At 63.4% G+C, this 20928-nt stretch carries 22 protein-coding genes; 10 read left to right on the top strand and 12 right to left on the bottom strand.

Annotation, left to right across the window (positions count from 1 at the left end):
* Positions 1–2: 2 nt before the first annotated feature.
* The 3 genes from FJ972_RS17875 to FJ972_RS17865 are packed head-to-tail and all read left to right on the top strand — an operon-like array spanning position 3 to position 1862.
* Positions 3–707, top strand: coding sequence for a DNA alkylation repair protein (locus tag FJ972_RS17875; RefSeq protein ID WP_140525213.1), 705 nt, complete (start codon positions 3–5; stop codon positions 705–707).
* Positions 667–1245, top strand: a complete 579-nt coding sequence (locus FJ972_RS17870) for a GNAT family N-acetyltransferase (RefSeq protein WP_140525214.1) — start codon at positions 667–669, stop codon at positions 1243–1245. Before FJ972_RS17875 ends, FJ972_RS17870 begins: the two co-directional genes overlap by 41 nt.
* Positions 1246–1292: 47 nt before the next feature.
* Complete coding sequence (locus FJ972_RS17865) at positions 1293–1862, top strand: DUF3299 domain-containing protein (protein WP_140498637.1); 570 nt, start codon at positions 1293–1295, stop codon at positions 1860–1862.
* Positions 1863–1908: 46 nt separating this feature from the next.
* On the opposite strand, the gene FJ972_RS17860 is transcribed toward FJ972_RS17865, so the two are convergent.
* The 4 genes from FJ972_RS17860 to FJ972_RS17845 form a co-directional block, all read right to left on the bottom strand.
* Positions 1909–2400, bottom strand: a complete 492-nt coding sequence (locus FJ972_RS17860; protein ID WP_006205209.1) for an Lrp/AsnC family transcriptional regulator — start codon at positions 2398–2400, stop codon at positions 1909–1911.
* 108 nt (positions 2401–2508) lie between these two features.
* Positions 2509–3189 (bottom strand): uracil-DNA glycosylase family protein, encoded by a 681-nt coding sequence (locus FJ972_RS17855; protein ID WP_140525215.1) that lies wholly within the window; start codon positions 3187–3189, stop codon positions 2509–2511.
* Positions 3129–3740 (bottom strand): glutathione S-transferase, encoded by a 612-nt coding sequence (locus FJ972_RS17850; RefSeq protein WP_140525216.1) that lies wholly within the window; start codon positions 3738–3740, stop codon positions 3129–3131. The genes FJ972_RS17855 and FJ972_RS17850 overlap by 61 nt, the downstream gene beginning before the upstream one ends.
* Before the next feature lie 49 nt (positions 3741–3789).
* Positions 3790–4413, bottom strand: a complete 624-nt coding sequence (locus FJ972_RS17845; protein WP_140525217.1) for a thermonuclease family protein — start codon at positions 4411–4413, stop codon at positions 3790–3792.
* A 74-nt stretch (positions 4414–4487) separates the two neighbouring features.
* Between FJ972_RS17845 and FJ972_RS17840 the strand changes: the two genes are divergently transcribed.
* Positions 4488–6008 carry a sensor histidine kinase gene (locus FJ972_RS17840; protein ID WP_140525218.1) on the top strand — a complete coding sequence of 507 codons (1521 nt, stop codon included), beginning with the start codon at positions 4488–4490 and terminating at the stop codon, positions 6006–6008.
* A gap of 37 nt (positions 6009–6045) precedes the next feature.
* On the opposite strand, the gene FJ972_RS17835 is transcribed toward FJ972_RS17840, so the two are convergent.
* Complete coding sequence (locus FJ972_RS17835) at positions 6046–7044, bottom strand: nicotinate-nucleotide--dimethylbenzimidazole phosphoribosyltransferase (RefSeq protein ID WP_140525259.1); 999 nt, start codon at positions 7042–7044, stop codon at positions 6046–6048.
* A gap of 160 nt (positions 7045–7204) precedes the next feature.
* On the opposite strand from FJ972_RS17835, the gene FJ972_RS17830 reads away from it, so the two are divergent.
* Positions 7205–7438, top strand: coding sequence for a DUF1289 domain-containing protein (locus FJ972_RS17830; protein ID WP_140515375.1), 234 nt, complete (start codon positions 7205–7207; stop codon positions 7436–7438).
* Positions 7439–7451: 13 nt separating this feature from the next.
* A complete protein-coding gene (locus FJ972_RS17825; RefSeq protein WP_140525219.1) occupies positions 7452–8156 on the top strand; it encodes a TIGR02281 family clan AA aspartic protease in 705 nt (234 codons plus the stop codon).
* Between the two features lie 17 nt (positions 8157–8173).
* Here the strand turns inward: FJ972_RS17825 and dusA are convergent, their stop codons facing one another.
* Positions 8174–9172 carry a tRNA dihydrouridine(20/20a) synthase DusA gene (dusA, locus tag FJ972_RS17820; RefSeq protein WP_140525220.1) on the bottom strand — a complete coding sequence of 333 codons (999 nt, stop codon included), beginning with the start codon at positions 9170–9172 and terminating at the stop codon, positions 8174–8176.
* Between the two features lie 455 nt (positions 9173–9627).
* On the bottom strand, positions 9628–9930 hold the full coding sequence (locus tag FJ972_RS17815; RefSeq protein ID WP_140498645.1) for a DUF982 domain-containing protein: 303 nt from the start codon (positions 9928–9930) through the stop codon (positions 9628–9630).
* A gap of 328 nt (positions 9931–10258) precedes the next feature.
* Between FJ972_RS17815 and FJ972_RS17810 the strand changes: the two genes are divergently transcribed.
* On the top strand, positions 10259–11716 hold the full coding sequence (locus tag FJ972_RS17810; RefSeq protein WP_140498646.1) for an NCS1 family nucleobase:cation symporter-1: 1458 nt from the start codon (positions 10259–10261) through the stop codon (positions 11714–11716).
* A 53-nt stretch (positions 11717–11769) separates the two neighbouring features.
* Here FJ972_RS17810 and FJ972_RS17805 read toward each other — a convergent pair whose 3' ends face one another.
* From FJ972_RS17805 to tpiA, 5 genes are all read right to left on the bottom strand, one after another.
* Positions 11770–12321 carry a DUF1697 domain-containing protein gene (locus FJ972_RS17805; protein ID WP_140525221.1) on the bottom strand — a complete coding sequence of 184 codons (552 nt, stop codon included), beginning with the start codon at positions 12319–12321 and terminating at the stop codon, positions 11770–11772.
* 26 nt (positions 12322–12347) lie between these two features.
* The gene (locus FJ972_RS17800) at positions 12348–13985 is read right to left on the bottom strand and encodes a CTP synthase (RefSeq protein WP_140525222.1); all 1638 of its coding nucleotides are present in this window, start codon (positions 13983–13985) and stop codon (positions 12348–12350) included.
* A gap of 212 nt (positions 13986–14197) precedes the next feature.
* A complete protein-coding gene (locus FJ972_RS17795) occupies positions 14198–15322 on the bottom strand; it encodes a L,D-transpeptidase (RefSeq protein ID WP_140525223.1) in 1125 nt (374 codons plus the stop codon).
* Between the two features lie 330 nt (positions 15323–15652).
* Positions 15653–16129, bottom strand: coding sequence for a preprotein translocase subunit SecG (gene secG / locus FJ972_RS17790; RefSeq protein WP_140525224.1), 477 nt, complete (start codon positions 16127–16129; stop codon positions 15653–15655).
* Positions 16130–16300: 171 nt separating this feature from the next.
* Positions 16301–17068 carry a triose-phosphate isomerase gene (tpiA, locus tag FJ972_RS17785; RefSeq protein WP_140498652.1) on the bottom strand — a complete coding sequence of 256 codons (768 nt, stop codon included), beginning with the start codon at positions 17066–17068 and terminating at the stop codon, positions 16301–16303.
* Between the two features lie 143 nt (positions 17069–17211).
* On the opposite strand from tpiA, the gene FJ972_RS17780 reads away from it, so the two are divergent.
* From FJ972_RS17780 to trpC, 3 genes are read left to right on the top strand one after another with little or no spacing between them, the layout of a single operon-like run.
* Positions 17212–19104 carry a SurA N-terminal domain-containing protein gene (locus FJ972_RS17780; RefSeq protein WP_140498654.1) on the top strand — a complete coding sequence of 631 codons (1893 nt, stop codon included), beginning with the start codon at positions 17212–17214 and terminating at the stop codon, positions 19102–19104.
* On the top strand, positions 19101–20111 hold the full coding sequence (trpD, locus tag FJ972_RS17775) for an anthranilate phosphoribosyltransferase (RefSeq protein ID WP_140515367.1): 1011 nt from the start codon (positions 19101–19103) through the stop codon (positions 20109–20111). Before FJ972_RS17780 ends, trpD begins: the two co-directional genes overlap by 4 nt.
* A 4-nt stretch (positions 20112–20115) precedes the next feature.
* Positions 20116–20928 carry an indole-3-glycerol phosphate synthase TrpC gene (gene trpC, locus FJ972_RS17770; protein WP_140515366.1) on the top strand — a complete coding sequence of 271 codons (813 nt, stop codon included), beginning with the start codon at positions 20116–20118 and terminating at the stop codon, positions 20926–20928.

The raw sequence follows: 20928 nt of genomic DNA, 5'->3' as shown, positions 1-20928 counted from the left end.
AAATGTCCCTGCCCTGCCCGAGCTGGAGCGCGGACGACATCGTCGCTCACCTGCGCTCGATAGGCACGCAGGAAAACCGCGCCGGCATGGCCCGGTTCGGCATCAACACCGCGACGGCGCTTGGTGTAGGCAATTCGGATTTGCGGCCGCTGGCGCGCAAGCTGAAGCGCAATCACGAGCGGGCGCTTGCCCTGTGGGACAGCGGTGTTCGCGAGGCGCGGCTGGTGGCGGCGTTCACCGGGGAGCCGAAAAGGATCACGGCCGAGCAGTGCCGCCGCTGGGCCGGCGATTTCGATTCCTGGGAGATCGTAGACAGCGTTTCGGATCTCTTTGCTGAAACGCCGTTCCGGCGTGAGTTGATCGAGGAGTTTGCTGCCGACGAACGCGAGTTCGTGCGCCGCGCCGGCTTTGCCATGGTGGCGTGGAGCGCAGTGCATCTGAAGCAGGAGCCGGACGCGACGTTTCTCGCCTATCTGCCGTTGATCGAGGCGCATGCCGGCGATCCGCGCAATTTCGTCAGGAAGGCGGTCAGCTGGGCGCTGCGGCAGATTGGCAAACGCTCGGCGGCGCTGCATGCCCCTGCCCTTGCGCTCGCGCAAAAGTTGGCCGGATCATCCGACAAGACGGCGCGCTGGATCGGCCGGGACGCCGTGAAGGAGTTAACGGATGCCAAAAGGCTGGAACGGCTCACCTCCAGAAAAAGCTGATCTTGCCGATATCCGGTTCACGGAGGTGACGCCGGCAACACGCGGCGACTTCGAGATATTGTTCGAGCAGCCGGGTGCGCCAAAATATTGCTGGTGCATGGCGTGGCGGCAGTCCGTCCGCGAGCACATCCCGAATGATGAGAAAAAGCGCCAGATGATGGCACTTATCGATGCCGGCAGGCCGGTCGGCATCCTCGCCCAGATCGACGGCAAGACCGTTGCCTGGTGTTCGGTCGCGCCGCGCGAAACCTACCGAAGGCTTTCAAAGCGGCAGGACGACAGCGAGACAGGGGTATGGTCGATCGTCTGCTTTTATGTGCCAAGGGCTTTGCGCGGCCGCGGTTTTGCTTCCGCATTGCTCGATGCGGCCATTGACCACGCGTTCGCCAAGGGGGCGCATATCATTGAGGCCTATCCGGTGGGCGAGGCATCGCCGAGCTACCGTTTCATGGGGTTTCGCGACATGTTTGCGGCGCGCGGCTTTCACGACGCCGGCATGACCGGTTCTCGCCGGCATGTAATGCGGCTCGAGCGTTGACGTCGCCGGTGGCGGTGTCTTTACTCGAACGCAAAGGAAAACGTCCCATGACCAAACGTCTGATAGCCATGGCAGCGTTCGCGGGCGCGATGTCGGCTTTTACAGCCGCCCTCGCTTCGGCCGAGACCACACACATATTCTGGAAGGATTTGCGCCCGGCGACCCAGGCGGTTGCCGAAGAAGCTGGCCTGCCGATGATCGCGGCAAAATTGCCCGATCGCGGCGAGACGTTATCCCTCGGCCTGCAGGACAAGACCATACAAATAGCCGGCTATGCGTTGCCGGTCGATCGCGAAGGCGATCTTGTCTATCAATTCCTACTGGTGCCGTGGACCGGCGCCTGCAGCCACATGCCGACGCCGCCGCCCAACCAGATCGTCCTGGTCACCCCGGCTCAGCCCTACAAAATATCGCGGGCCTACCAGCCGGTTTCCGTAACCGGCGCGCTGAAACCGGGCATGGAGAAGAGCCAGCTTTTCATCCTGGACGGCGTCTCGGTCATCCAGTCGGGCTATACCGTGCGCAAGGCAGACGTGACCGGCGTCGACACCGTGCCGGACACAATAACCCTACCGGTCAACTCGCCTTGGACTTTCCTCAACAAAAAGAAGAACTAAGCAAGGCGAGCTTGCGTGACCTTGCATGCACCAAGGCCACGCGCGCTCAGGCCGCGTTCGCGCCCGATTCCTTGTCCAGCACCATGTAATCGAGCGGGATTTCGGTCGTGTACTTGATCTGCTCCATGGCGAAGGAGGACGAGACGTCGCGAATCTCGATCTTGGCGATCAGCCGCTTATAGAAGGCATCATAGGCTGCAATGTCGGGCACCACGACACGCAGGAGATAGTCGACATCGCCGCTCATGCGGTAGAACTCGACCACCTCGGGGAATTCCTGGATGACTTCGGAAAAGCGCCGCAGCCATTCATGGCTGTGCGAATTGGTGCGGATCGAGACGAAGACGGTGACCCGCACATTGACCTTTTCATGATCGAGAATGGCGACACGCCGCTTGATGACGCCCTCTTCCTCGAGCTTCTGGATGCGCCGCCAGCAAGGGGTCGTCGACAGTCCCACTTTCTTGGCGACATCTGCGACCGCGAGCGTCGCGTCCTCCTGCAGGAGGCGGAGAATTTTTCGGTCAAGGCGGTCCATTGAAAGCTCCTGAAGGAATGGATTGGCCATAATCGGCGTTATTATAGCCTTTCACAAGAAAAAAATTCTGCTGATTGGCGGAAAAGCCGGTGGTTTCTTGCTGAATGTCTAACCGAGGCGATAGCGGATTTCCGACCTGAGGAAAGGCAGCAAATCCATTTCAAACCAGGGATTCCGCTTCAGCCAGCCGGTGTTGCGCCAGGACGGATGCGGCAGCGGCAGCACCTTCTGGCCAGCGGATTTCTCCCAGATGGAGCGCCAGTCCCTCACCGTTTCCGTCAGGGACGGGCGCCGCGCGGCACCCATGTGCCAGGACTGCGCGTAGATGCCGATCGTCAGCACCAAGTCGATCTGCGGCATGAGCCCCATCAACGGCGCGCGCCAGGCCGGCGCGCATTCACGCCTTGGCGGCAAGTCGCTGCCCTTGGCGTCCTGGCCGGGGAAACAGAAGCCCATCGGCACGATAGCGAACTTCTCGGTGTCGTAGAACTCCTCGCTGGTGACGCCGAGCCAGTCTCGCAGCCGGTCGCCCGAAGCATCGGTGAACGGCATGCCCGACAGATGCACCTTGGTTCCCGGCGCCTGGCTGGCAATCAGGATGCGGGCATTCGACGAGGGTCGCAGCACCGGGCGCGGTTCGTGCGGCAGTGGCCGGCCGATCGGATTGTCGACGCAGATGCGGCAGGAGCGAACCGTCGCGGCGAAGCTTTCGAGTTCCGCAGTCATCCTCAGGCCGCAGCACTCGGCCGGCTCGAAACCATCCGATACCAGCGCAACACATTGCTGCACTCGTCCGGCACCTTGATGCGCGCCGGTTTCATAAAATCGATGGCGATCATCCCGGTGATATCGGCGATCGAATAGGCGTCGCCGGCGGCGAATTCGCGGGTTCCCAGCTCGTCGTCGAGAAGTCGCAGGAATTCGATTGCCTTCGGCTTGTTGGCCTCGCCCCACTCGGGAATCTGCGGGATCTCCCATTCCTTCATGGCCGGATGGGTGTGGCGGAAAGCTTGCGCGACGCAGGTCAGCAGGTTGAATTCCATCCGCCTTTGCCACATCTCGACCTGCGCCTTGCCGAGCGCCCCGCGACCGAACAGTGCGGGCTCGGGATTGAGTTCCTCGAAATAGCGGCAGATGGCGACGGACTCGGTGATGACGGTGCCGTCGTCAAGCTCCAGCACCGGCAGTCGCCGCAGTGGATTGCGCGAGCTGACCGCCTGTTGCCTGTGTTCCAGCGCGCCCATGTCGACGGACACCAGCGGAACCGCGATTCCCTTCTCGGCCAGAAAAATGCGAACCCGTCTTGGGTTGGGCGCCCGGCCGCCGTCGAAGAGCTTCATTCGATCCTCCAGTTCTTGCCGGTGATGGCAGGGTTCAACTTCCGCCGGCTTACCAGAAGCGGAAGATCTCTCGCACGGCATCGTCGATGGAGGCGAGCGTGCCATGTTTTCTCTCGACGGACTCGCGATGGTGGCTGTCGCGCCAATCTTGCGGCTGGTCGAATGTACCTGCCCAGATGCCGGCCCTTGCCGCGCGCGCGATCGCTTCCTCGCTCTCGTAATCGCCGAAAGCGACCGCCCAGCCTGCCTCGACCTGTGCGCGGTTGAGATCGGTGTCCCCGGCCTTGCAATCGCCGAGCAGCCGGCCGTACCGGTCGCGCTGCCAGCCGCTGCAGATGACGGGCCTGCCGGCGATCAGGCGCACCAGAGATTGGCGCGCAAGCGTGCCACAGGAATAATCGGCGCCGTTCTTGCGGCAGGTCTGGGTGTATTCCGGCGCGTCGATGCCGCGCATGCGGATGCGTTCGGCCCCGAGCGTGATCGAGTCGCCATCATTGATGATGGCGACGCCCTGTGTCTTTCGCGTCTCCACGCGATCGAGGCGCGCCGCAAGCACGATCAGCAGCCCCAGAACGATGACCGTCAGCCCATAGTCCAGCAATTTGCGCCATGGGCTTCGCGGGCGCGGCGCAGCATACCGCCGGCGCGGTCCTTGCGACCAGGAACGGCTCATATGGCAAACGGTTGGTTAATCATTCGAACGTAGCTTAACACCTTGAAATGCCGCCCGCATAAATTGAAGTCTTCATGCCTTTGCAACGCTCGAACACAGCGGACAAATTCATTGTGGACCGCAGGAAACGCCATCGCAACAGCGATGTCGCGCGCGCGGTGCGCAAGACGCGCGACCGTCTTTCGCAACAGGCCGGCAATCCGGATTTCGATCGCGAACTATTGAGACTCCATGCGCGCGCGATGACCAGCGGGGCCATTGCCATTCCGCTGCTTGTCCTGGCGATCGCCGCGCTTGGCCGGCTGGCCGGCATCGGCAATGAGATCATTCTCTGGGCGCTGTTCACCCTGACCTGCTACACGACGTTGGCTTTCATGGCGCGCCGCGTCGAACGCATGGAAGCGTCCGATCTCAACCCGTTGCAAACCCAGAGAGAATTCCTGTTCGCACATTTCTTGTGCGGCCTCGGCTGGGGCTGGTTCGTCTGGCTCGGCTGCGGTGCCTGCGCGGTCGACCAGTTTCAGGTGGTCAAGGCCGTGGTGCTGCTGCTTGCCATGGCCGGAACCGCTATCATGGCCTCATCCCTGCGCGGGGCGTTGCTGGCGACTTTCGCTGTTCCGGTGACGCTTTACGCCTACGCCGAAATAAGGCTGTGGATGCCGGTCGGGGCGATCATGGCCGTACTGCTCATTCTTTCGCTGCCTTTCTTTGCCTATATCGCGCGGAACCTCAACCGCTCCTCCCTGATGCTTTTGTCGTTCCGCTCCGAAAAGGACGCACTGATCGCCGAAGTCGAGACCGCGAAATCGATGTCGGACGAGGCGCGGCGGCGCGCGGAAGATGCCAATCTGGCCAAATCGCGCTTTCTTGCCTCGATGAGCCATGAATTGCGCACGCCGCTCAACGCAATTCTCGGTTTTTCCGAAGTGATGTCGAACGAAGTGCTGGGGCCGATGAGCAATCCCACTTATCGCGACTATGCCCATGACGTGCACGAATCCGGCCAGCATCTTCTCGACCTCATCAACGAGATCCTCGACCTGTCGCGCATCGAGGCCGGCCGGTACCAGCTCAATGAAGAGCCGGTGATGCTGCTCGGCATTGTCGAGGATTGCTGCCACATGATGGAGTTGAAGGCGCGCAACAAGGATATCCGCGTCATTCAGGATTTCGAACATGCCTTGCCGCGCCTGTTCGGCGACGAGCGCGCGGTGCGCCAGATCACCCTCAACCTCTTGTCCAACGCGATCAAGTTCACCGCTACCGGCGGCGAAATCCGCGTGCGCGTCGGCTGGACGGCCGGCGGCGGACAATACATCTCGGTCAGGGACAACGGCCCCGGCATACCGGAAGACGAGATCCCGGTAGTGCTTTCGGCCTTCGGCCAGGGTTCGATCGCCATCAAGAGCGCCGAACAGGGCACCGGACTTGGTCTGCCGATCGTGCAGGGCCTGCTCGCCATGCATGGCGGCGAATTCCAACTTCATTCCAAGCTGCGCGAAGGCACAGAGGCGATTGCCATCTTCCCGCTGAGCCGGGTAATGGAGGAACTCCCGGCCCTGCCGACCGCGGCGGTCGCGGCGCGTCGGCGTTGACGCGCCTCATGCGTGGAATGAGCGACGAATGCTCGGCCTAGCCGCGAACGGCCGCGGCCATGCCCGAACTGGTCAGTGCCGCTGCCTTGATTAGGCCGGCGGCAAGTGCCGCGCCTACTCCCTCGCCGTGGCCGACGCCGAGGTCAAGCAAGGGGCGAAGGCCAAGGCGCTCGGCGGCCTGCGCATGCGCGGGTTCCGGCGACAGGCCGGCGAGCAGGCAATGATCCAGTGCCGCAGGATTTGCGGCATGCAGCACTGCCGCCGCGGCCGTTGCCGCAACTCCGTCGAGCAGCACAGGGATTCTCTGCATCCGTGCCGCAAGGATGGCGCCGGCTATCGCCGCGAACTCGCGGCCGCCGAGCCGGCGCAGCACCTCCAACGGCTCATCGAGATGGCCGGCGTGGAAAGCCAGTGCCGCATCGACCACCTCCGCCTTGCGCGCCTGCATCGCCGCATCGGCGCCGGAGCCCGGGCCGACCCAATCGGCGCCCTTGCCGCCCAACACGGCCGCGAACAGGGCCGCGGCGACGGTGGAATTGCCGACGCCCAGATCGCCGAGGCAAAGCAGGTCGGCGCCGCCGGCGATCGCCTCCATGCCGAAGGCCATGGTCGCGGCGCAACCCCGCTCGTCGAGTGCGGCATCCTGCGTGATGTCGGCTGTCCGAATATGCAAGGCGAGATCGAAAACCTTCAGCCCGAGGTCGTTGGCGACGCAGACCTGGTTGATCGCTGCACCGCCGGCCGCACACAGTTCGACGGCGTTGGCGGTCGCCGCCACGGCTCTCGGCGAGACGCCGTGCCTGACAACACCATGGTTGCCGGCAAAGACCGCGACCAGAGGCCGCGTCACTGCCGGCGGCGCACGGCCGCTCCATGCTGCCAGCCAGGCAGCGATATCCTCGATGCGACCAAGCGAGTTCCTTGGCTTGTCCGCCTTGGCGAACAGCGTTCGCACACGGGCCTCGGCTGTCGTGTCGGCCGCCGGCAGGTTGGCCAGCAGGTTACGGAAATCGTCGAAGGGCTGTGCTCTGGTCATGTCGTGGAAATCGTCCTTGCAGATGGCAGCGGCATAGCCGCCCTCGTGCGCCGGCACAACCTCCCGCGCCTGATGTAAAAGCGGCCGTGGGCGACGCATTCCCGAGGGCTTGCAAAGGCCATGCCGTTGCACCATGTGGAAGTCAGCCAAGGAAACATTCATGACGGCCATCGAATCCCCATGCATTCTGGTCTGTTCGATCGATATGAAGACCGGTTTCTGTTTCGGGTGCGGCCGCACCCGGGACGAGATCGGCGCTTGGATCGACATGACGGCGCAGGCGCGCCGTGACGTCATGGCCCAACTGCCTGCAAGGCTGGAGACGGTCGAGCGCCGGCCGCGCCGCGAAACCCGCCGCACCCGTATGGCACGGGAACGCGACGCGCTCTCGTGAACGGATTGCCGACATGAACCGCCTGTTCTGGATCCTGATGCTCGTCATCGGCGTCGGCGCGGTGCTGCTGATGTTCAACGATTCCGCCGGCAATACGCTCGGCGTCGAGAACGATGATTTCGGCCGGTTGATCTGGCTGGGCGCTTTCGGCGCGCTCATCGGCGCCGGCCTGCTAAGGTCGGGCCGCCCGCTCAGCGCCATGGCGCGCAATCTCGGCGCATGGGCGGCGATCGCGCTCGCGCTGATCGCCGGCTACCAATATCGCTACGAATTGCAGGACTTCGCCAGCCGGGTAACAGCTGGGCTCGTTCCCGGCAGCTCGCTGGCGCTGGGCATTGAGGACGGCCATGCCACCGTGACGCTCGACAAGGCCGACAATGGCCATTTCGAGGCGCGCATCCTGATCAACGGCGCGCCAGTGCGCACGGTGGTCGACACAGGAGCGACCAGCACCGTGTTGACGTCGCAGGACGCCCAGGCAGCCGGGATCAATCCCGCCGCTCTCGATTTCACCATACCGGTCTCGACCGCCAACGGCACGGCGCGCGCCGCGGCTGTGAAAACCAACGAACTGGCCATCGGCGGCATCGTGCGAAAGAATATGCCGGTGATGGTCGCGGCACCCGGTATGCTTGGCCAGAGCCTGCTCGGCATGAACTTCATCAGTTCGCTGTCCGGCTTCGACGTGCGCGGCGACCGGATGACCCTCCGGGATTGACGTTCGGCAAAAGCGGTTCAGGCGGCCTTGTCGACCGCCCCGCTGAGGTCGACCGCAGCGAACGCCGTCTTCAGCACCTGCGGCCCAGCGCCGGGGCGCGTTGCATCCGTGGAGAGGATCTGGCGGTAGCGGCGGGCACCAGGCAATCCATGGAATAGCCCGACCATGTGGCGGGTGACATGACCGAGCCGCCCGCCCTGTTCGACATGGCGTGCGGCGTAGCCGGCCATGACGTCGATCAGCGCGGCGAAATCGAAGGGAACGGTCCGCTCTCCATAAAACATGGAATCGACGCCGGTCAGAATGCCTGGAGTATGGTAGGCGGCGCGGCCGAGCATGGCGCCGTCGAGGTGCTGGAGATGCGTCCGCGCCTCTTCAAGCGATTGAATACCGCCATTGATGCCGATGAATTCGCTCGATTTTCTCGTCTTCAGCCGATAGACGCGACCGTAGTCGAGCGGCGGGATGTCGCGGTTTTCCTTGGGGCTCAGCCCCTCCAGCCATGCCTTGCGCGCATGCACCCAAAGGGCGTCGGCGCCGGCCGCGAAAACGCCGTCTGCAAGCGCATCCAGCGCCGGCTCGGGATCCTGCTCGTCGACGCCGATGCGGCATTTGACGGTTACGGGAATGGTCACGGCCGCCTTCATCGCCGCGACACAGTCGGCGACGAGGTCAGGCACCTTCATCAGGCAGGCGCCGAACGTACCGGACTGGACGCGGTCCGACGGGCAGCCGACATTGAGGTTGATCTCGTCATAGCCGAAAGCCTCGCCAATGCGCGCCGCCTCGGCCAGCTTCCCCGGATCGGAGCCGCCGAGCTGCAGCGCGACCGGATGTTCCGCCTCATCAAAACCAAGCAGGCGCTCGCGCGCGCCCTGGATGGCCGCGTCCGCCACCACCATCTCGGTGTAGAGCAACGCACGGCGAGTCAGCTGGCGATGGAAGAACCGGCAATGGCGGTCCGTCCAATCCATCATCGGGGCGATTGCCACCTTATGCTCTTGGTATCTCGACATTTTTTGCGTCAATTGGTTGGTTGATGCGGGCGGTATGGCCACCAATCCTCATATCGGCGACATATGCGAAGTAGGCAAGCCCCTCGCTCGAGCAGTAAGTCTGAAGGCGGTCCTTCTGCGCCTGCCAAATCCTATGGCCTGAAGTGCTGTCTTCTCGTTTTTTCGAGTGCTGGGCGAAATCGCTCCAAGAAATCGGAAGCTTGCACCCCCTTGCTACACCGCAGGAGAGCGGCACGCCGTTTTGCGACCTGGTCGATAGTCTTTCAACTGCGGCGAACAAGACGGGGGACCGCCTTTCCAGGATTGGCTGCTTTCCGAAGTTGCCGACCACAAGCAGATGGTGGCCATCCTGGGCCGCGCCGCATTAGGCGTTCGCCGACGCCATGGCAAACGGACAAACAGTCGATCGGCGCCGGGGGTCGGCGCCGATTTTCGACTACAGCCGGTTCAGAACGTTACCGCCGCAGCGCGTACACGCGCCCAGCTGGCTCGCTGCCCACCGACAAGGCCATGTCGTCATCCAGAAGCCGCGTGATCCGGGCGAAGCCGGTGAACGCCTTCCTGGCTTCTTCAGCCGACATCTGCCCCGACAGGGCGGCCGCGCAGCAGTTCAGCGCGCATTGATAGACAGGGCCACGTCGCCCGGTCGGCCATTTACGCAAAAACATCATGGCCTCGGCAACACTGTCGATTTCCTCGATAGGGTGTCCCTGCCCGCGTGAAATCCGCACGGGCGAAAAAAAATGCAAATAGTCCATCATATCCTCCCGCTCGGTCGCGACGTGTTCGACCGAACCCCATCAAACGCGCAATCATCCACTTGGTTCCATAAAAAACGGACGCTTGGCAAAAAAAAGGTAGGTTTGCCCGCCGCGGCTCCGATGTCGTCGCGCCGGCGCTTGAAAGCGCCACGAACCCGACTCGCCGATCAGAGGGCAAGCATCATGCCGCGCGACAATGGCGATCCCCATTGAATATCTTTAAGGCCAAAGCCGGCAAATCAGCCGATTGCCCCTTCCCTCGCGTCAGGCGTAACCTTGACGGTCAACGCGTGAGGGCGCGTGCTGCAAGAAGGGGACAATTGCAATGACGATACAAGGCGCATCGCCGGATCTATATAACGAAGATCTCGCACCGGCCAAGATACGAAACTGGGGACCATTCTCGATCTTCAACGTCTGGACGTCGGACGTGCACAGCCTCTGGGGTTACTATCTCGCCGCCAGCCTTTTCCTGTTCTGCGGCGGTTTCGTCAACTTCATCATCGCCATCGGCATCGGCTCGCTCGTCATCTACGCGCTGATGAACATGGTGGGCTATGCCGGCGTGAAGACCGGCGTGCCTTACCCAGTGCTCGCCCGCGCCTCGTTCGGCATATGGGGCGCCAACATACCGGCGCTGGTGCGCGCCATCGTCGCCTGCTTCTGGTACGGCGCACAGACGGCGGCCGCTTCCGGCGCCATTGTCGCGCTGCTGATCCGCTCGCAATGGTTCGCCGATTTCAACGCCAACACCCATTTCCTCGGCCACTCCGGGCTGGAAGTGATCTGCTTCGTGGTCATCTGGGCGCTGCAGCTGCTGATTATCCAGAACGGCATGGAGACGGTGCGCCGCTTCCAGGATTGGGCCGGGCCAGCCGTGTGGGTGATGATGCTGATCCTGGCCGTCTATCTCTGTGTCAAAGCCGGGACCTTCGCCTTCACCAGTGACATTCCGATGGAGGTGCTGCTCGAAAAGACCAAGGATGCGGGCGTGCCAGGTACGCCGGGATCGTGGACGTCGCTGTTCGCCGTCGCCGCGATCTGGGTGACCTATTTTTCGGCCCTCTATCTCAACTTCTGCGATTTCGCCCGCTATGCACCGGACAAGGCATCGCTGCGCAAGGGCAATATCTGGGGCCTGCCGATCAATCTCATCCTGTTCTCGCTGGTCGCTGGCGTCACCACCATTGCCGCTTACGACGTCTATCACGAGGTGCTGCTGCACCCCGACCAGATATCGGCGAAATTCGGCAGCTGGTTCCTGGCCGCGCTCGCCGCCTTGACCTTCGCGGTGGCGACGCTCGGCATCAATGTCGTGGCCAACTTCGTCTCGCCGGCCTTCGACTTCTCTAACGTCTTCCCGCGCCAGATCGACTTCAAGAAGGGCGGCTACATCGCGGCACTGATCGCGCTCGTGCTCTATCCCTTCGCGCCTTGGGAAGGCAGCGCTGCGTCCTTCGTCAACATCATCGGTGCGACGATGGGGCCGATCTTCGGCGTCATGATGGTCGACTACTACCTGATCCGGAAGGGCGAGGTCGACGTCGAAGCGCTTTATCGCGAGGACGGCGAGTTCCGCTTCCAGGGCGGCTGGCATGTCAATGCCTTCATCGCTGCCGGCATTGGCGCCGTCTTCTCCTCGATCCTGCCGAACTTCACCAACTGGCTGCCATCCTGGTGGGGCGTCTATGGCTGGTTCTTCGGCGTCGGGATTGCCGGCATCATCTACTACGTGCTGCGCACCGCCGCCGTGGGTGCCGGCGCCAAGACGGCGAAGGCCTGAAATGGGGCAGTAGGCAGGAAAGGTAGGGAAAGCAGACGGCTTCCCCCTACTGCCTACTGCCTACTGCCTACTCCTACCATCTCGGCCAACCGGCGCACCGTGTTCCAGTTGCGCGACGTGCCGACGCCCAGGCGTTTGTGATTGGCGGCCGCGAGCAGCCGTGAACTCGGTCGTTCCCGCGAAAAGACGACCCAGATGTCGCCGCCGCGTGACATCACCTTCTCATCGGCGGCGGCATAGGTCTCGAGCGCTGCCGCCGCATCGTCGGGCACGGGCTTGCGCATTATCCGGACCGCCACCTGGTCACCGGTCTCGGCGGACTCGGCCGGAAACGGATTGCCGGCCGCGAGCCTCAGCCAATCTTCGGCAGCGCGCACGATGATATCGACATGGCGGCCGAAAGCTTTTTTGAAGGCGGCCTCCAGACGCTGCTCGAGACCGGCGACGTCCGTCGCCGGCGCCTCGAAGACAAGATTGCCCGTCGCCACGAGCGTACGGACATTCTTCAGCCCGAGGCCTTCCGCCATCGCCCTCAGGTCGGACATCACGACCCGGCGCCCTTCTCCCAGGACGATGCTGTAGAGAAGGGCGACATAGGTCTGCATCGGTTGCCGAACCCCGCCTGGCGCGCCTATACCAGGCGCGATTGTTCGACCGCCGCCTCGATGAAGCTGGCGAACAGCGGATGCGGGTCGAGCGGCCGGCTCTTCAGCTCGGGGTGGTATTGCACGCCGATGAACCAGGGATGGTCGGGGTATTCGACCGTTTCGGGCAGCACGCCGTCGGGCGACATGCCGGCAAACACCAGGCCGCAATCCTCCAGCCGCTGCTTATAGTCGATATTGACCTCGTAGCGGTGGCGGTGACGCTCGGAAATCTGCGTGTCGCCATAAATGTCGGCGATCTTGGAACCCTTGGCGAGCTCGGCCTGATAGGCGCCGAGCCGCATCGTGCCGCCGAGATCGCCGGTTGCCCGGCGCTTCTCCAGCATGTTGCCCTTCAGCCACTCCGTCATCAGGCCGACGACCGGCTCCTGGGTCGGGCCGAACTCGGTCGAGGAGGCCTCATCGACCCCGGCCAGGGACCGCGCCGCCTCGATACAGGCCATCTGCATGCCGAAGCAGATGCCGAAATACGGCACCTTGCGCTCACGCGCGAACTTCGCCGCCAGGATCTTGCCTTCCGAGCCGCGCTCGCCGAAACCGCCGGGCACAAGGATGCCATGCACCTTTTCCAGCCAGGGCGTCGGATCCTCCTTCTCGAAAATTTCCGATTCGATCCAGTCGAGCTTGACCTTGACGTGGTTGGCCAGACCGCCATGCGACAGCGCCTCGATCAGCGATTTGTAGGCGTCCTTGAGGCCGGTATATTTGCCGACGATGGCGATGGTCACCTCGCCTTCCGGATTGTGGATGCGGTTGGACACGGCCTGCCACGGCTCCATGCGCGGCTTCGGCGCGGGGTCGATGCCGAACGCGGCCAGCACTTCCGAATCGAGCCCTTCCTTGTGGTAAGCCATCGGCACGTCGTAGATGTGCGGCACGTCGAGCGCCTGGATGACCGCGCTTTCCCTGACATTGCAGAACAGCGACAGTTTTCTACGCTCTTCCTTGGGAATGGCCCGGTCGGCGCGGACGAGCAGGATGTCGGGCGCGATGCCGATGCCGCGCAGCTCCTTGACCGAATGCTGGGTCGGCTTGGTCTTCAATTCGCCCGCGGTCGGGATATAGGGCATCAGCGTCAGATGCACATAGACGGCGTTGTTGCGCGGCAGGTCGTTGCCGAGCTGGCGGATCGCCTCCAGGAAAGGCATCGCCTCGATGTCGCCCACGGTGCCGCCGATTTCGCACAGCACGAAATCATAGTCGTCATTGCCGTCGAGGACGAAATTCTTGATCTCGTCGGTGACGTGCGGGATGACCTGCACGGTGGCGCCGAGGTAGTCGCCGCGCCGCTCGCGCTCGATGATGTTCTTGTAGATGCGGCCGGTGGTGATGTTGTCCTGCTGGTTGGCGGAACGGCCAGTGAACCGCTCGTAATGGCCAAGATCGAGATCGGTCTCGGCGCCGTCATCGGTGACGAACACCTCGCCATGCTGATACGGCGACATCGTGCCCGGATCGACATTGAGGTAGGGATCGAGTTTTTTGATGCGTGCGCGATAGCCCCGCGCCTGCAAGAGAGCCCCGAGGGCCGCTGCGGCAATGCCTTTTCCAAGTGAGGAAACCACGCCGCCTGTGATGAATACATATCGCGCCATGGGAGTCATCGCTTAACGCGGCCGGATTGATTCCGCCAGAGAAAAAACCGCCGCTAAGGCTTTTTCCCAACAAGGCGCTCGAACCGTGATCCGAAAATGGGATCCGGTTTTCGGATAGGCCCATGTCGAACGGGCTGGCCCGTTCCACTGGAACGCGACCGAGAGCGAGGCAAAACAAAAGGGCCGGCTGAACCGGCCCTTTTGGCAAGCTGCTGCAAACGTCAGATGATGACGACCTTGGTGCCGACCTTGACGCGGCTGTAGAGGTCCATGACGTGCTCGTTCATCATGCGGAAACAGCCATTGGAAGCGCTGGTTCCGATCGACTGCGGCGCGATGGTGCCGTGGATGCGCAGATGCGTGTCCTTCTTGCCGTCATAGAGGTAGATGGCGCGGGCGCCGAGCGGATTCTGGCCGCCGCCGGGCATGCCGTCCTTGTACTGGGCATAATGCTTGGGCTCGCGCTTCTGCATGTCCAGCGTCGGGATCCAGCGTGGCCACTCCTGCTTGTCGCCGACCGCCACGGTGCCCTTGAACTGCAATCCTTCGCGGCCGACCGCGATGGCGTAGCGGCGGGCGGTGGACGATGATTCCACCAGATAGAGCCGGCGGGCACTGGTATCGATGACGATCGTGCCGGCCTCGTAACCGGTGAATTCCACGTCCTGTGGCACGAACTCCGGCTTTACCTTGAACGGCTTCTTGGCGTTTTTCCTGGCGAGCGCCGAATCCAGCGCACGGGTCTCAGGCAGATAGTTGATCGAGGACGATGCCATCTGGCCGCCAAACAGTCCGGCGAACAGGCCGCCGCCGGTGCGCTGCTTCTGGCCAGGCAGCTCGCTGCGCAATTCGCCATTATTGCCGGTCAGCGCAACGTTCATCACCTCGGCCGATTCCGGTTCGGCCGAAGGAATCGGCTCGATCGGCGTCAACGGCTCGATGATCTTCGTGACATTCTTGGCCGGCTTGGCCGCGGCCACTTCGGTCGCCGGGGCAGTCTTGCCTCTCTTGGCCAGGAACGCCTGCCGTTCCGCCTCGGCCTTCGCTTTCGCCGCTTCGCGCATCGCCATCTTCCTGGCTTCCAGCGCCTTGGCCTTGGCGGCTTCCTTGTCGGCAACGATCTTGGCCTCGATCTTTTTGATCTGGGCGAGATCGTCCGGTGTCGGATTTTTCTTCTTCTTGAGAAGCCTCAACTGCGCCGCATCGCTCTTGGCTGCGACGTTGAGGGCGTCGGTCTTGCCGACCGACTGATTGGCGGCCAAATTGGCTGGCACGCCGGCGAAAGCCGGGGAGCTCATGCCGAGTGCGGCGCAAAGTCCCAGGAAGATGAAGCTGCGAAGCTGCATGGCGAAGATCCGATCGTTCAATATTTGTTGCCCACGGCGTCGCCCGGCGTCCCCCAAGGACACCGAAAATGCCGCGCGCAATCTATAGTCGAATAAGCGCGGGCGCCTCAAGCGCGAGGCCGCTGCACTTCCCGTCGAATCTTCGTGATGCCGCCGCATTTGCCGCGACTGTGGTCAAACGACAACAGATCGGCTGAGTGTAAGAGATCAGAGCGGGCCGAGGGCCCGGCAGCGAGAGCCGGAACCGAGCGCAGTTCGGTTGTAACGACGCAGAATGCCGGCGTTCGCATGCCGGCGCTCCCTGTCAGATAGCCCTTGAACGAACCCGGATTACTGGTTCGGCACCTGCGGGGCCGCGGGCGCGGTGCTGGCGCCGTTGGTCGCCGGCGACGTCGAGCCGGCGGCGGGCGGCGCGGCCGGAGCATTGGCTGGCGGCGTTGTCGCGGCTCCGTTGCCGGAAGGCGGCGTCGGCGCCGCGTTGCCTGAAGGCGGCGTCGGGGTGGTCGTGCCAGGCAATTGGTTGAGTACGCCCTTGCCGGCGCCGTCCGATGTTGCGGGAACGCGGTCGAGAATGTCGATCGGCTTCTCGCCGTAGCGGGCAATGATCGACAAGGTCAGCGACGTCACGAAGAAAGCGGCCGCCAGAATCGCCGTCGCCCGGGTCAGCGCATTGGCGGCGCCGCGCGCCGTCATGAAGCCAGATCCGCCACCAATGCCAAGGCCGCCGCCTTCGGAGCGCTGCAGCAGCACAACGCCGACAAGGGCCAGAACGACCATGAGATGGATGACGATCAGTACGGTTTGCATAGTTTATCCTGGCAATGCCCTGCCCGGCCGCGGACACGACCGGGGAATTGGAGGCGGCTCAATACAATGCTTTCACGGCATTTCCAAGCCCGTGGCCGGAATATGGGAAGCAAGGCGTCCTTTACAACGATTTCCCGTGCGCCGCGCCCGCTTCGGCGCCGCGCGAAGTCATCAGGAGATGCTGCGATAGGCTTCCGCGATGCCCAGGAAGTCGGCCGCTTTCAGGCTGGCCCCGCCAACCAGCGCGCCGTCGACATTCCTGACCCCAAGCAGTTCCACTGCATTGGACGGCTTGACCGAACCGCCATAGAGAATGCGCATCTTGCCCGCGGCGGCGCCGAGCTTCTCCGACAGTTTTTCGCGAATATGCGCATGCGCTTCGGCTACATCGGCGACGGTCGGGGTCAGGCCGGTGCCGATCGCCCACACCGGCTCATAGGCAACGATCGTGTTGGACGCGGTAGCGCTTGCCGGCACCGAACCGGCAACTTGGCGTGACAGCACGTCCAGCGTCGCGCCCGCTTCGCGCTCCTGCCGCGTCTCGCCGATGCAGACAATGGCCACAAGCCCGGCGCGCCAGGCTGCGGAGGCCTTGGCCTGAACTGTCGCATCATCCTCGCCGCGCTGTTCGCGGCATTCGGAATGGCCGACGATGACGTGGGTCGCGCCCGCATCCTTCAGCATCTCCGCGGAGATGCACCCGGTATAGGCGCCGCTCTCCTTGGCGTGGCAATCCTCACCGCCGGCATGAACCGGCGTACGCGACAGAATCTCGGCGGCATGGGCGAGTAAGGTCGCGGGAACGCAGACCAGCGCCTCGGTGTCTGCGTCGAGCCCGCTCATGAAACCGTTGCCGATCATCCTGAGTTCGTTGAGCGAGGCGCTGGTACCGTTCATTTTCCAGTTGCCTGCGACGAGCGGGCGAATTCCTGGCGTCATCGTTTGCTTCTCCGGGTGACATTCGGCTGGCGTTCTCACTACCAAAATCAAGCCACAAAGCAATCGACAGTGGACCGGAAGGGCGCTATTGCGCTTGTTTCAGACTCGGCGCATCCGAAAATGCGCATAAATCGGAAGTAACGATGCTTGGTATATTGAGAAGCGCGGCGGGCACCTGGGTCGCGAAGTTACTGCTTTCGCTGCTGGTGGTCAGTTTTGCGGTCTGGGGCGTATCGGGACGGCTGATGGGTGGCCTTGCCGGCCACGACTCCGTCATCACGGCCGGCGGCACCAAGGTGTCGATCAACGAATACCGCCTCGCCTATGACCGCCAGCTCGCCGTCATGTCGCAGCAGTTCGGTCAGCGCCTCACCCACGAACAGGCAAAGGCGCTCGGCGTCGACAACCAGGTGTTGGCGCAGCTTGTTTCGGGCGCGGTCCTCGACGAACAGGCTCGCAAGCTCGGCCTTGGCCTGTCCAAGGACCGGCTGGCGGAACTCACCCGCGAGGATCCGGCGTTCAAGGGCCCCGGCGGACAGTTCGACCGGAGAGCCTTCGAATACAGGCTGCGTGAGGTCGGCATGCGCCCGGAGGATTATTTGAAGAATCGTGCCCAGGTCGCGGTGCGCCAGCAGATCGTCGAGGCGGTTTCGGACGGCCTCAAGGCGCCTGACACCTTCTTCAAGGCGGTGGCCCTGTACCGTGGCGAGGATCGTACGGTCGACTATCTGACCTTGCCGAAGGCGCTGGTCGAACCCATCGAGGCGCCGAGCGACAGCGCGCTGCAGGCCTATTTCGAGGCCAACAAGAAGACCTATGCCGCGCCCGAATACCGCAAGTTTTCCTATGTCAGGCTCGAGCCGCAGGACATCATGGATACGAGCTCGGTGACCGACGCCCAGGTCAGCGACGACTACAACAAGAACAAGGCGCGCTACACCACTCCCGAGATGCGCACCATAGAGCAGCTTGTGTTCAAGACGCCGGACGAGGCCAAGGCCGCGCTCGATTCGTTGAAGTCCGGCGCAACCTTCGACAAGCTCGTCACTGCGGAAGGCAAGACCCCGGCCGACACGCTGCTCGGAACGCTCGCCAAGGACAAGATCGCCGACAAGGCGGTCGCCGACGCTGCTTTTGCGCTCAACGTCAATGAGGTCAGCCCTGTCGTGCAGGGTGCCTTTGGTCCCGTGCTGCTGCGCGTCACCGAGATCAAGCCCGAAGTCGTGAAGCCGCTGGCCGAAGTGTCGGACCAGATCCGCAAGGACCTGGCGCTGGGCGAGGCAAACCGCATCCTTCTGGACGTGCATGATAATTACGAGGACAGTCGCGCCGCCGGCAGTTCGCTGGCCGACGCCGCCGCCAAGCTGAAGCTGAAGGTCGTCACTGTCGACGCGATCGATCGCAGTGGCCTGCGGCCCGATGGCTCCATCGTCAAGGATCTGCCGGAATCGCCGGCCCTGATCAAGGCTGCCTTCGATGCCGAACCGAATACTGAAAACGAGGCGCTGACCACGGCCGATAACGGCTTCATTTTCTATGAAGTGGCTTCGATCACGCCGGCCCGCGACCGCACGCTGGACGAAGTTCGCCAGAAGGTCGTTGCCGACTGGACCGCGGCCGAGACGGCCAAGCGGCTGACCGCCAAGGCGCAGGAGCTGGAAAAGCGGCTCAAGGCCGGCGCAACGCTCGACGTCATTGCCGGCGAGCTCAAGCTGGAAAAGCAGACCAAGCGTGGCCTGAAGCGCGAAGCCGACGACGCCGATTTCGGCAAGGAAGGTGCAGCGGTGATGTTCGGCGTCGGCGAAGGCGGCACCGGCCTGATCCCCTCTCCCACCAGCGACGCGCAAATCCTGTTCAAGGTCGCCGAGGTGTTCGAACCCGCCGGGGCCGATGCCAGTTCGGTGCCCGAGGACGCGCGCAAGTCCTTCACCTCCGGCATGTCGGACGATCTGCTCGACCAGTTGGTGGCGCAGTTGCAGACGCAGTACGGCGTCCGCGTCGACCAGGCTGCCGTTGCCCAAGCCTCGACAAGATGAGCGCGCTGAAAACCCATATCGCCAAGGTCGCGACCGGCACCGCCCTGTCCTTCGACGAGGCGCGCGAGGCCTTCGACATCATCATGTCGGGCGATGCTACGCCCGGCCAGATCGGCGGCTTCCTGATGGCGTTGCGTGTGCGCGGCGAGACGGTGGACGAGATTTCGGGCGCCGTCGCCACCATGCGCGCCAAGATGCTTCGCGTCGACGCACCTGTCGGCGCCATCGACATCGTTGGCACCGGCGGCGACAATTCGCACTCCGTCAACATCTCGACGGCATCCGCTTTCGTCATCGCCGCCAGCGGGGTTCCGGTCGCCAAGCATGGCAATCGCGGGTTGTCTTCGCTGACCGGTGCGGCCGACGTCCTGACCGCGCTCGGCGTCAAGATCGACCTCACGCCGCAGGCCATCGGCCGCTGCATCCACGAGGCTGGTGTCGGCTTCATGTTCGCGCCGGCACATCACCCGGCGATGAAGCATGTCGGCCCGACCCGCGTGGAGCTCGGCACCAGGACCATCTTCAACTTGCTCGGTCCGCTCTCCAACCCGGCCGACGTGCGCCGGCAGATGGTCGGCGTATTCATGCCGGAATGGATCATACCGGTGGCCCAGACGCTGAAGGCGCTGGGCACCGAGCATGCCTGGGTCGTTCATGGCGACGGCTACGACGAGATCACCACCACGGGCGAAACGCATGTCGCCGAACTGATCGGCGGCGAGATCCGCACCTTCACCTTGACGCCCGAAGCGGTTGGCCTGACCCGTCACACCAAGGAAGAACTGCGCGGCGGCGACGCTGCCTACAACGCCGAGGCGTTGCGCGCTATGCTGGGTGGCGCCGTGGGCGCTTTTCGCGACACCGTGCTGATGAACGCCGGCGGCGGCTTGGTGGTGGCGGGCAAGGCGACGACGCTCGCCGACGGCATGGCGACGGCAGTGCAAGCCATCGACAGCGGCCGGGCGCTGCAGGTGCTCGACCGGCTGGTCGAGATTTCGAACGGTTAGACAGATGTCGGACATCCTGCGCAAGATCGAGGCCTACAAGCGCGACGAGATCGCGACGGCCAAGGCGCGCGTGCCGCTGGCCGAGATCAAGGCGCGGGCGAAAGACACTGACGCGCCGCGCGGCTTTCTCACGGCGCTTGAGGCGAAGCGCAGATCCGGCGGCTTCGCTCTGATTGCCGAGATCAAGAAGGCAAGCCCGTCCAAGGGCTTGATCCGCGCCGACTTCGATCCGCCAGCGCTCGCGCGGGCCTATGCAAAGGGCGGCGCCGCCTGTCTTTCGGTGCTGACCGACGCACCGTCTTTCCAGGGCGCGCCGGAATTTCTCACCAAGGCAAGAGCCGCCGTCACCCTGCCCGCGCTGCGCAAGGATTTTCTGTTCGATCCTTATCAGGTCCATGAAGCTCGCGCCTGGGGGGCGGACGCCATCCTGATCATCATGGCCAGCGTAGATGATGATTTGGCGAGCGAGCTTGAAGCGACGGCATTCGAACTCGGCATGGATGCGCTGATCGAGGTCCACGACGAGGCCGAGACGGAGCGCGCACTGAAGCTGTCGTCGCAATTAATCGGCATCAACAACCGTAATCTGCGGACATTCGAGACCCGTCTCGAAACCTCGGAACGACTGCGGGCGATGATTCCGGGCGGTTACTTGCTGGTCAGCGAAAGCGGCATCTTCTCTCATGACGACTGCCTCAGATTGCAGAAGAGCGACATCGGCACCTTCCTGGTCGGCGAAAGTTTGATGCGCCAGCAGGATGTGACCGCGGCAACGCGCGCGCTGCTCACCGGCAAGGCAGCGGCCGAGGCCGTCTGA

The organism is Mesorhizobium sp. B2-1-1 (genome assembly GCF_006442975.2).
In the GTDB taxonomy this organism is placed as follows: domain Bacteria; phylum Pseudomonadota; class Alphaproteobacteria; order Rhizobiales; family Rhizobiaceae; genus Mesorhizobium.
This window is presented reverse-complemented; position numbering and strand designations above follow the sequence as displayed.

Excerpts from the sequence above, each read along its gene's own strand:
- FJ972_RS17840 (WP_140525218.1), top strand. The coding sequence starts at position 4,488 with ATGCCTTTGCAACGCTCGAACACAGCGGACAAATTCATTGTGGACCGC.
- FJ972_RS17875 (WP_140525213.1), top strand. The coding sequence starts at position 3 with ATGTCCCTGCCCTGCCCGAGCTGGAGCGCGGACGACATCGTCGCTCAC.
- FJ972_RS17795 (WP_140525223.1), bottom strand. The coding sequence starts at position 15,322 with ATGCAGCTTCGCAGCTTCATCTTCCTGGGACTTTGCGCCGCACTCGGC.
- FJ972_RS17815 (WP_140498645.1), bottom strand. The coding sequence starts at position 9,930 with ATGGACTATTTGCATTTTTTTTCGCCCGTGCGGATTTCACGCGGGCAG.
- secG (WP_140525224.1), bottom strand. The coding sequence starts at position 16,129 with ATGCAAACCGTACTGATCGTCATCCATCTCATGGTCGTTCTGGCCCTT.
- FJ972_RS17835 (WP_140525259.1), bottom strand. The coding sequence starts at position 7,044 with ATGACCAGAGCACAGCCCTTCGACGATTTCCGTAACCTGCTGGCCAAC.
- tpiA (WP_140498652.1), bottom strand. The coding sequence starts at position 17,068 with ATGACGCCAGGAATTCGCCCGCTCGTCGCAGGCAACTGGAAAATGAAC.
- FJ972_RS17865 (WP_140498637.1), top strand. The coding sequence starts at position 1,293 with ATGACCAAACGTCTGATAGCCATGGCAGCGTTCGCGGGCGCGATGTCG.
- FJ972_RS17805 (WP_140525221.1), bottom strand. The coding sequence starts at position 12,321 with ATGCAGACCTATGTCGCCCTTCTCTACAGCATCGTCCTGGGAGAAGGG.
- trpC (WP_140515366.1), top strand. The coding sequence starts at position 20,116 with ATGTCGGACATCCTGCGCAAGATCGAGGCCTACAAGCGCGACGAGATC.
- FJ972_RS17870 (WP_140525214.1), top strand. The coding sequence starts at position 667 with ATGCCAAAAGGCTGGAACGGCTCACCTCCAGAAAAAGCTGATCTTGCC.
- FJ972_RS17830 (WP_140515375.1), top strand. The coding sequence starts at position 7,205 with ATGACGGCCATCGAATCCCCATGCATTCTGGTCTGTTCGATCGATATG.
- FJ972_RS17810 (WP_140498646.1), top strand. The coding sequence starts at position 10,259 with ATGACGATACAAGGCGCATCGCCGGATCTATATAACGAAGATCTCGCA.
- FJ972_RS17845 (WP_140525217.1), bottom strand. The coding sequence starts at position 4,413 with ATGAGCCGTTCCTGGTCGCAAGGACCGCGCCGGCGGTATGCTGCGCCG.
- dusA (WP_140525220.1), bottom strand. The coding sequence starts at position 9,172 with ATGTCGAGATACCAAGAGCATAAGGTGGCAATCGCCCCGATGATGGAT.
- trpD (WP_140515367.1), top strand. The coding sequence starts at position 19,101 with ATGAGCGCGCTGAAAACCCATATCGCCAAGGTCGCGACCGGCACCGCC.
- FJ972_RS17850 (WP_140525216.1), bottom strand. The coding sequence starts at position 3,740 with ATGAAGCTCTTCGACGGCGGCCGGGCGCCCAACCCAAGACGGGTTCGC.
- FJ972_RS17800 (WP_140525222.1), bottom strand. The coding sequence starts at position 13,985 with ATGACTCCCATGGCGCGATATGTATTCATCACAGGCGGCGTGGTTTCC.
- FJ972_RS17825 (WP_140525219.1), top strand. The coding sequence starts at position 7,452 with ATGAACCGCCTGTTCTGGATCCTGATGCTCGTCATCGGCGTCGGCGCG.
- FJ972_RS17780 (WP_140498654.1), top strand. The coding sequence starts at position 17,212 with ATGCTTGGTATATTGAGAAGCGCGGCGGGCACCTGGGTCGCGAAGTTA.
- FJ972_RS17860 (WP_006205209.1), bottom strand. The coding sequence starts at position 2,400 with ATGGACCGCCTTGACCGAAAAATTCTCCGCCTCCTGCAGGAGGACGCG.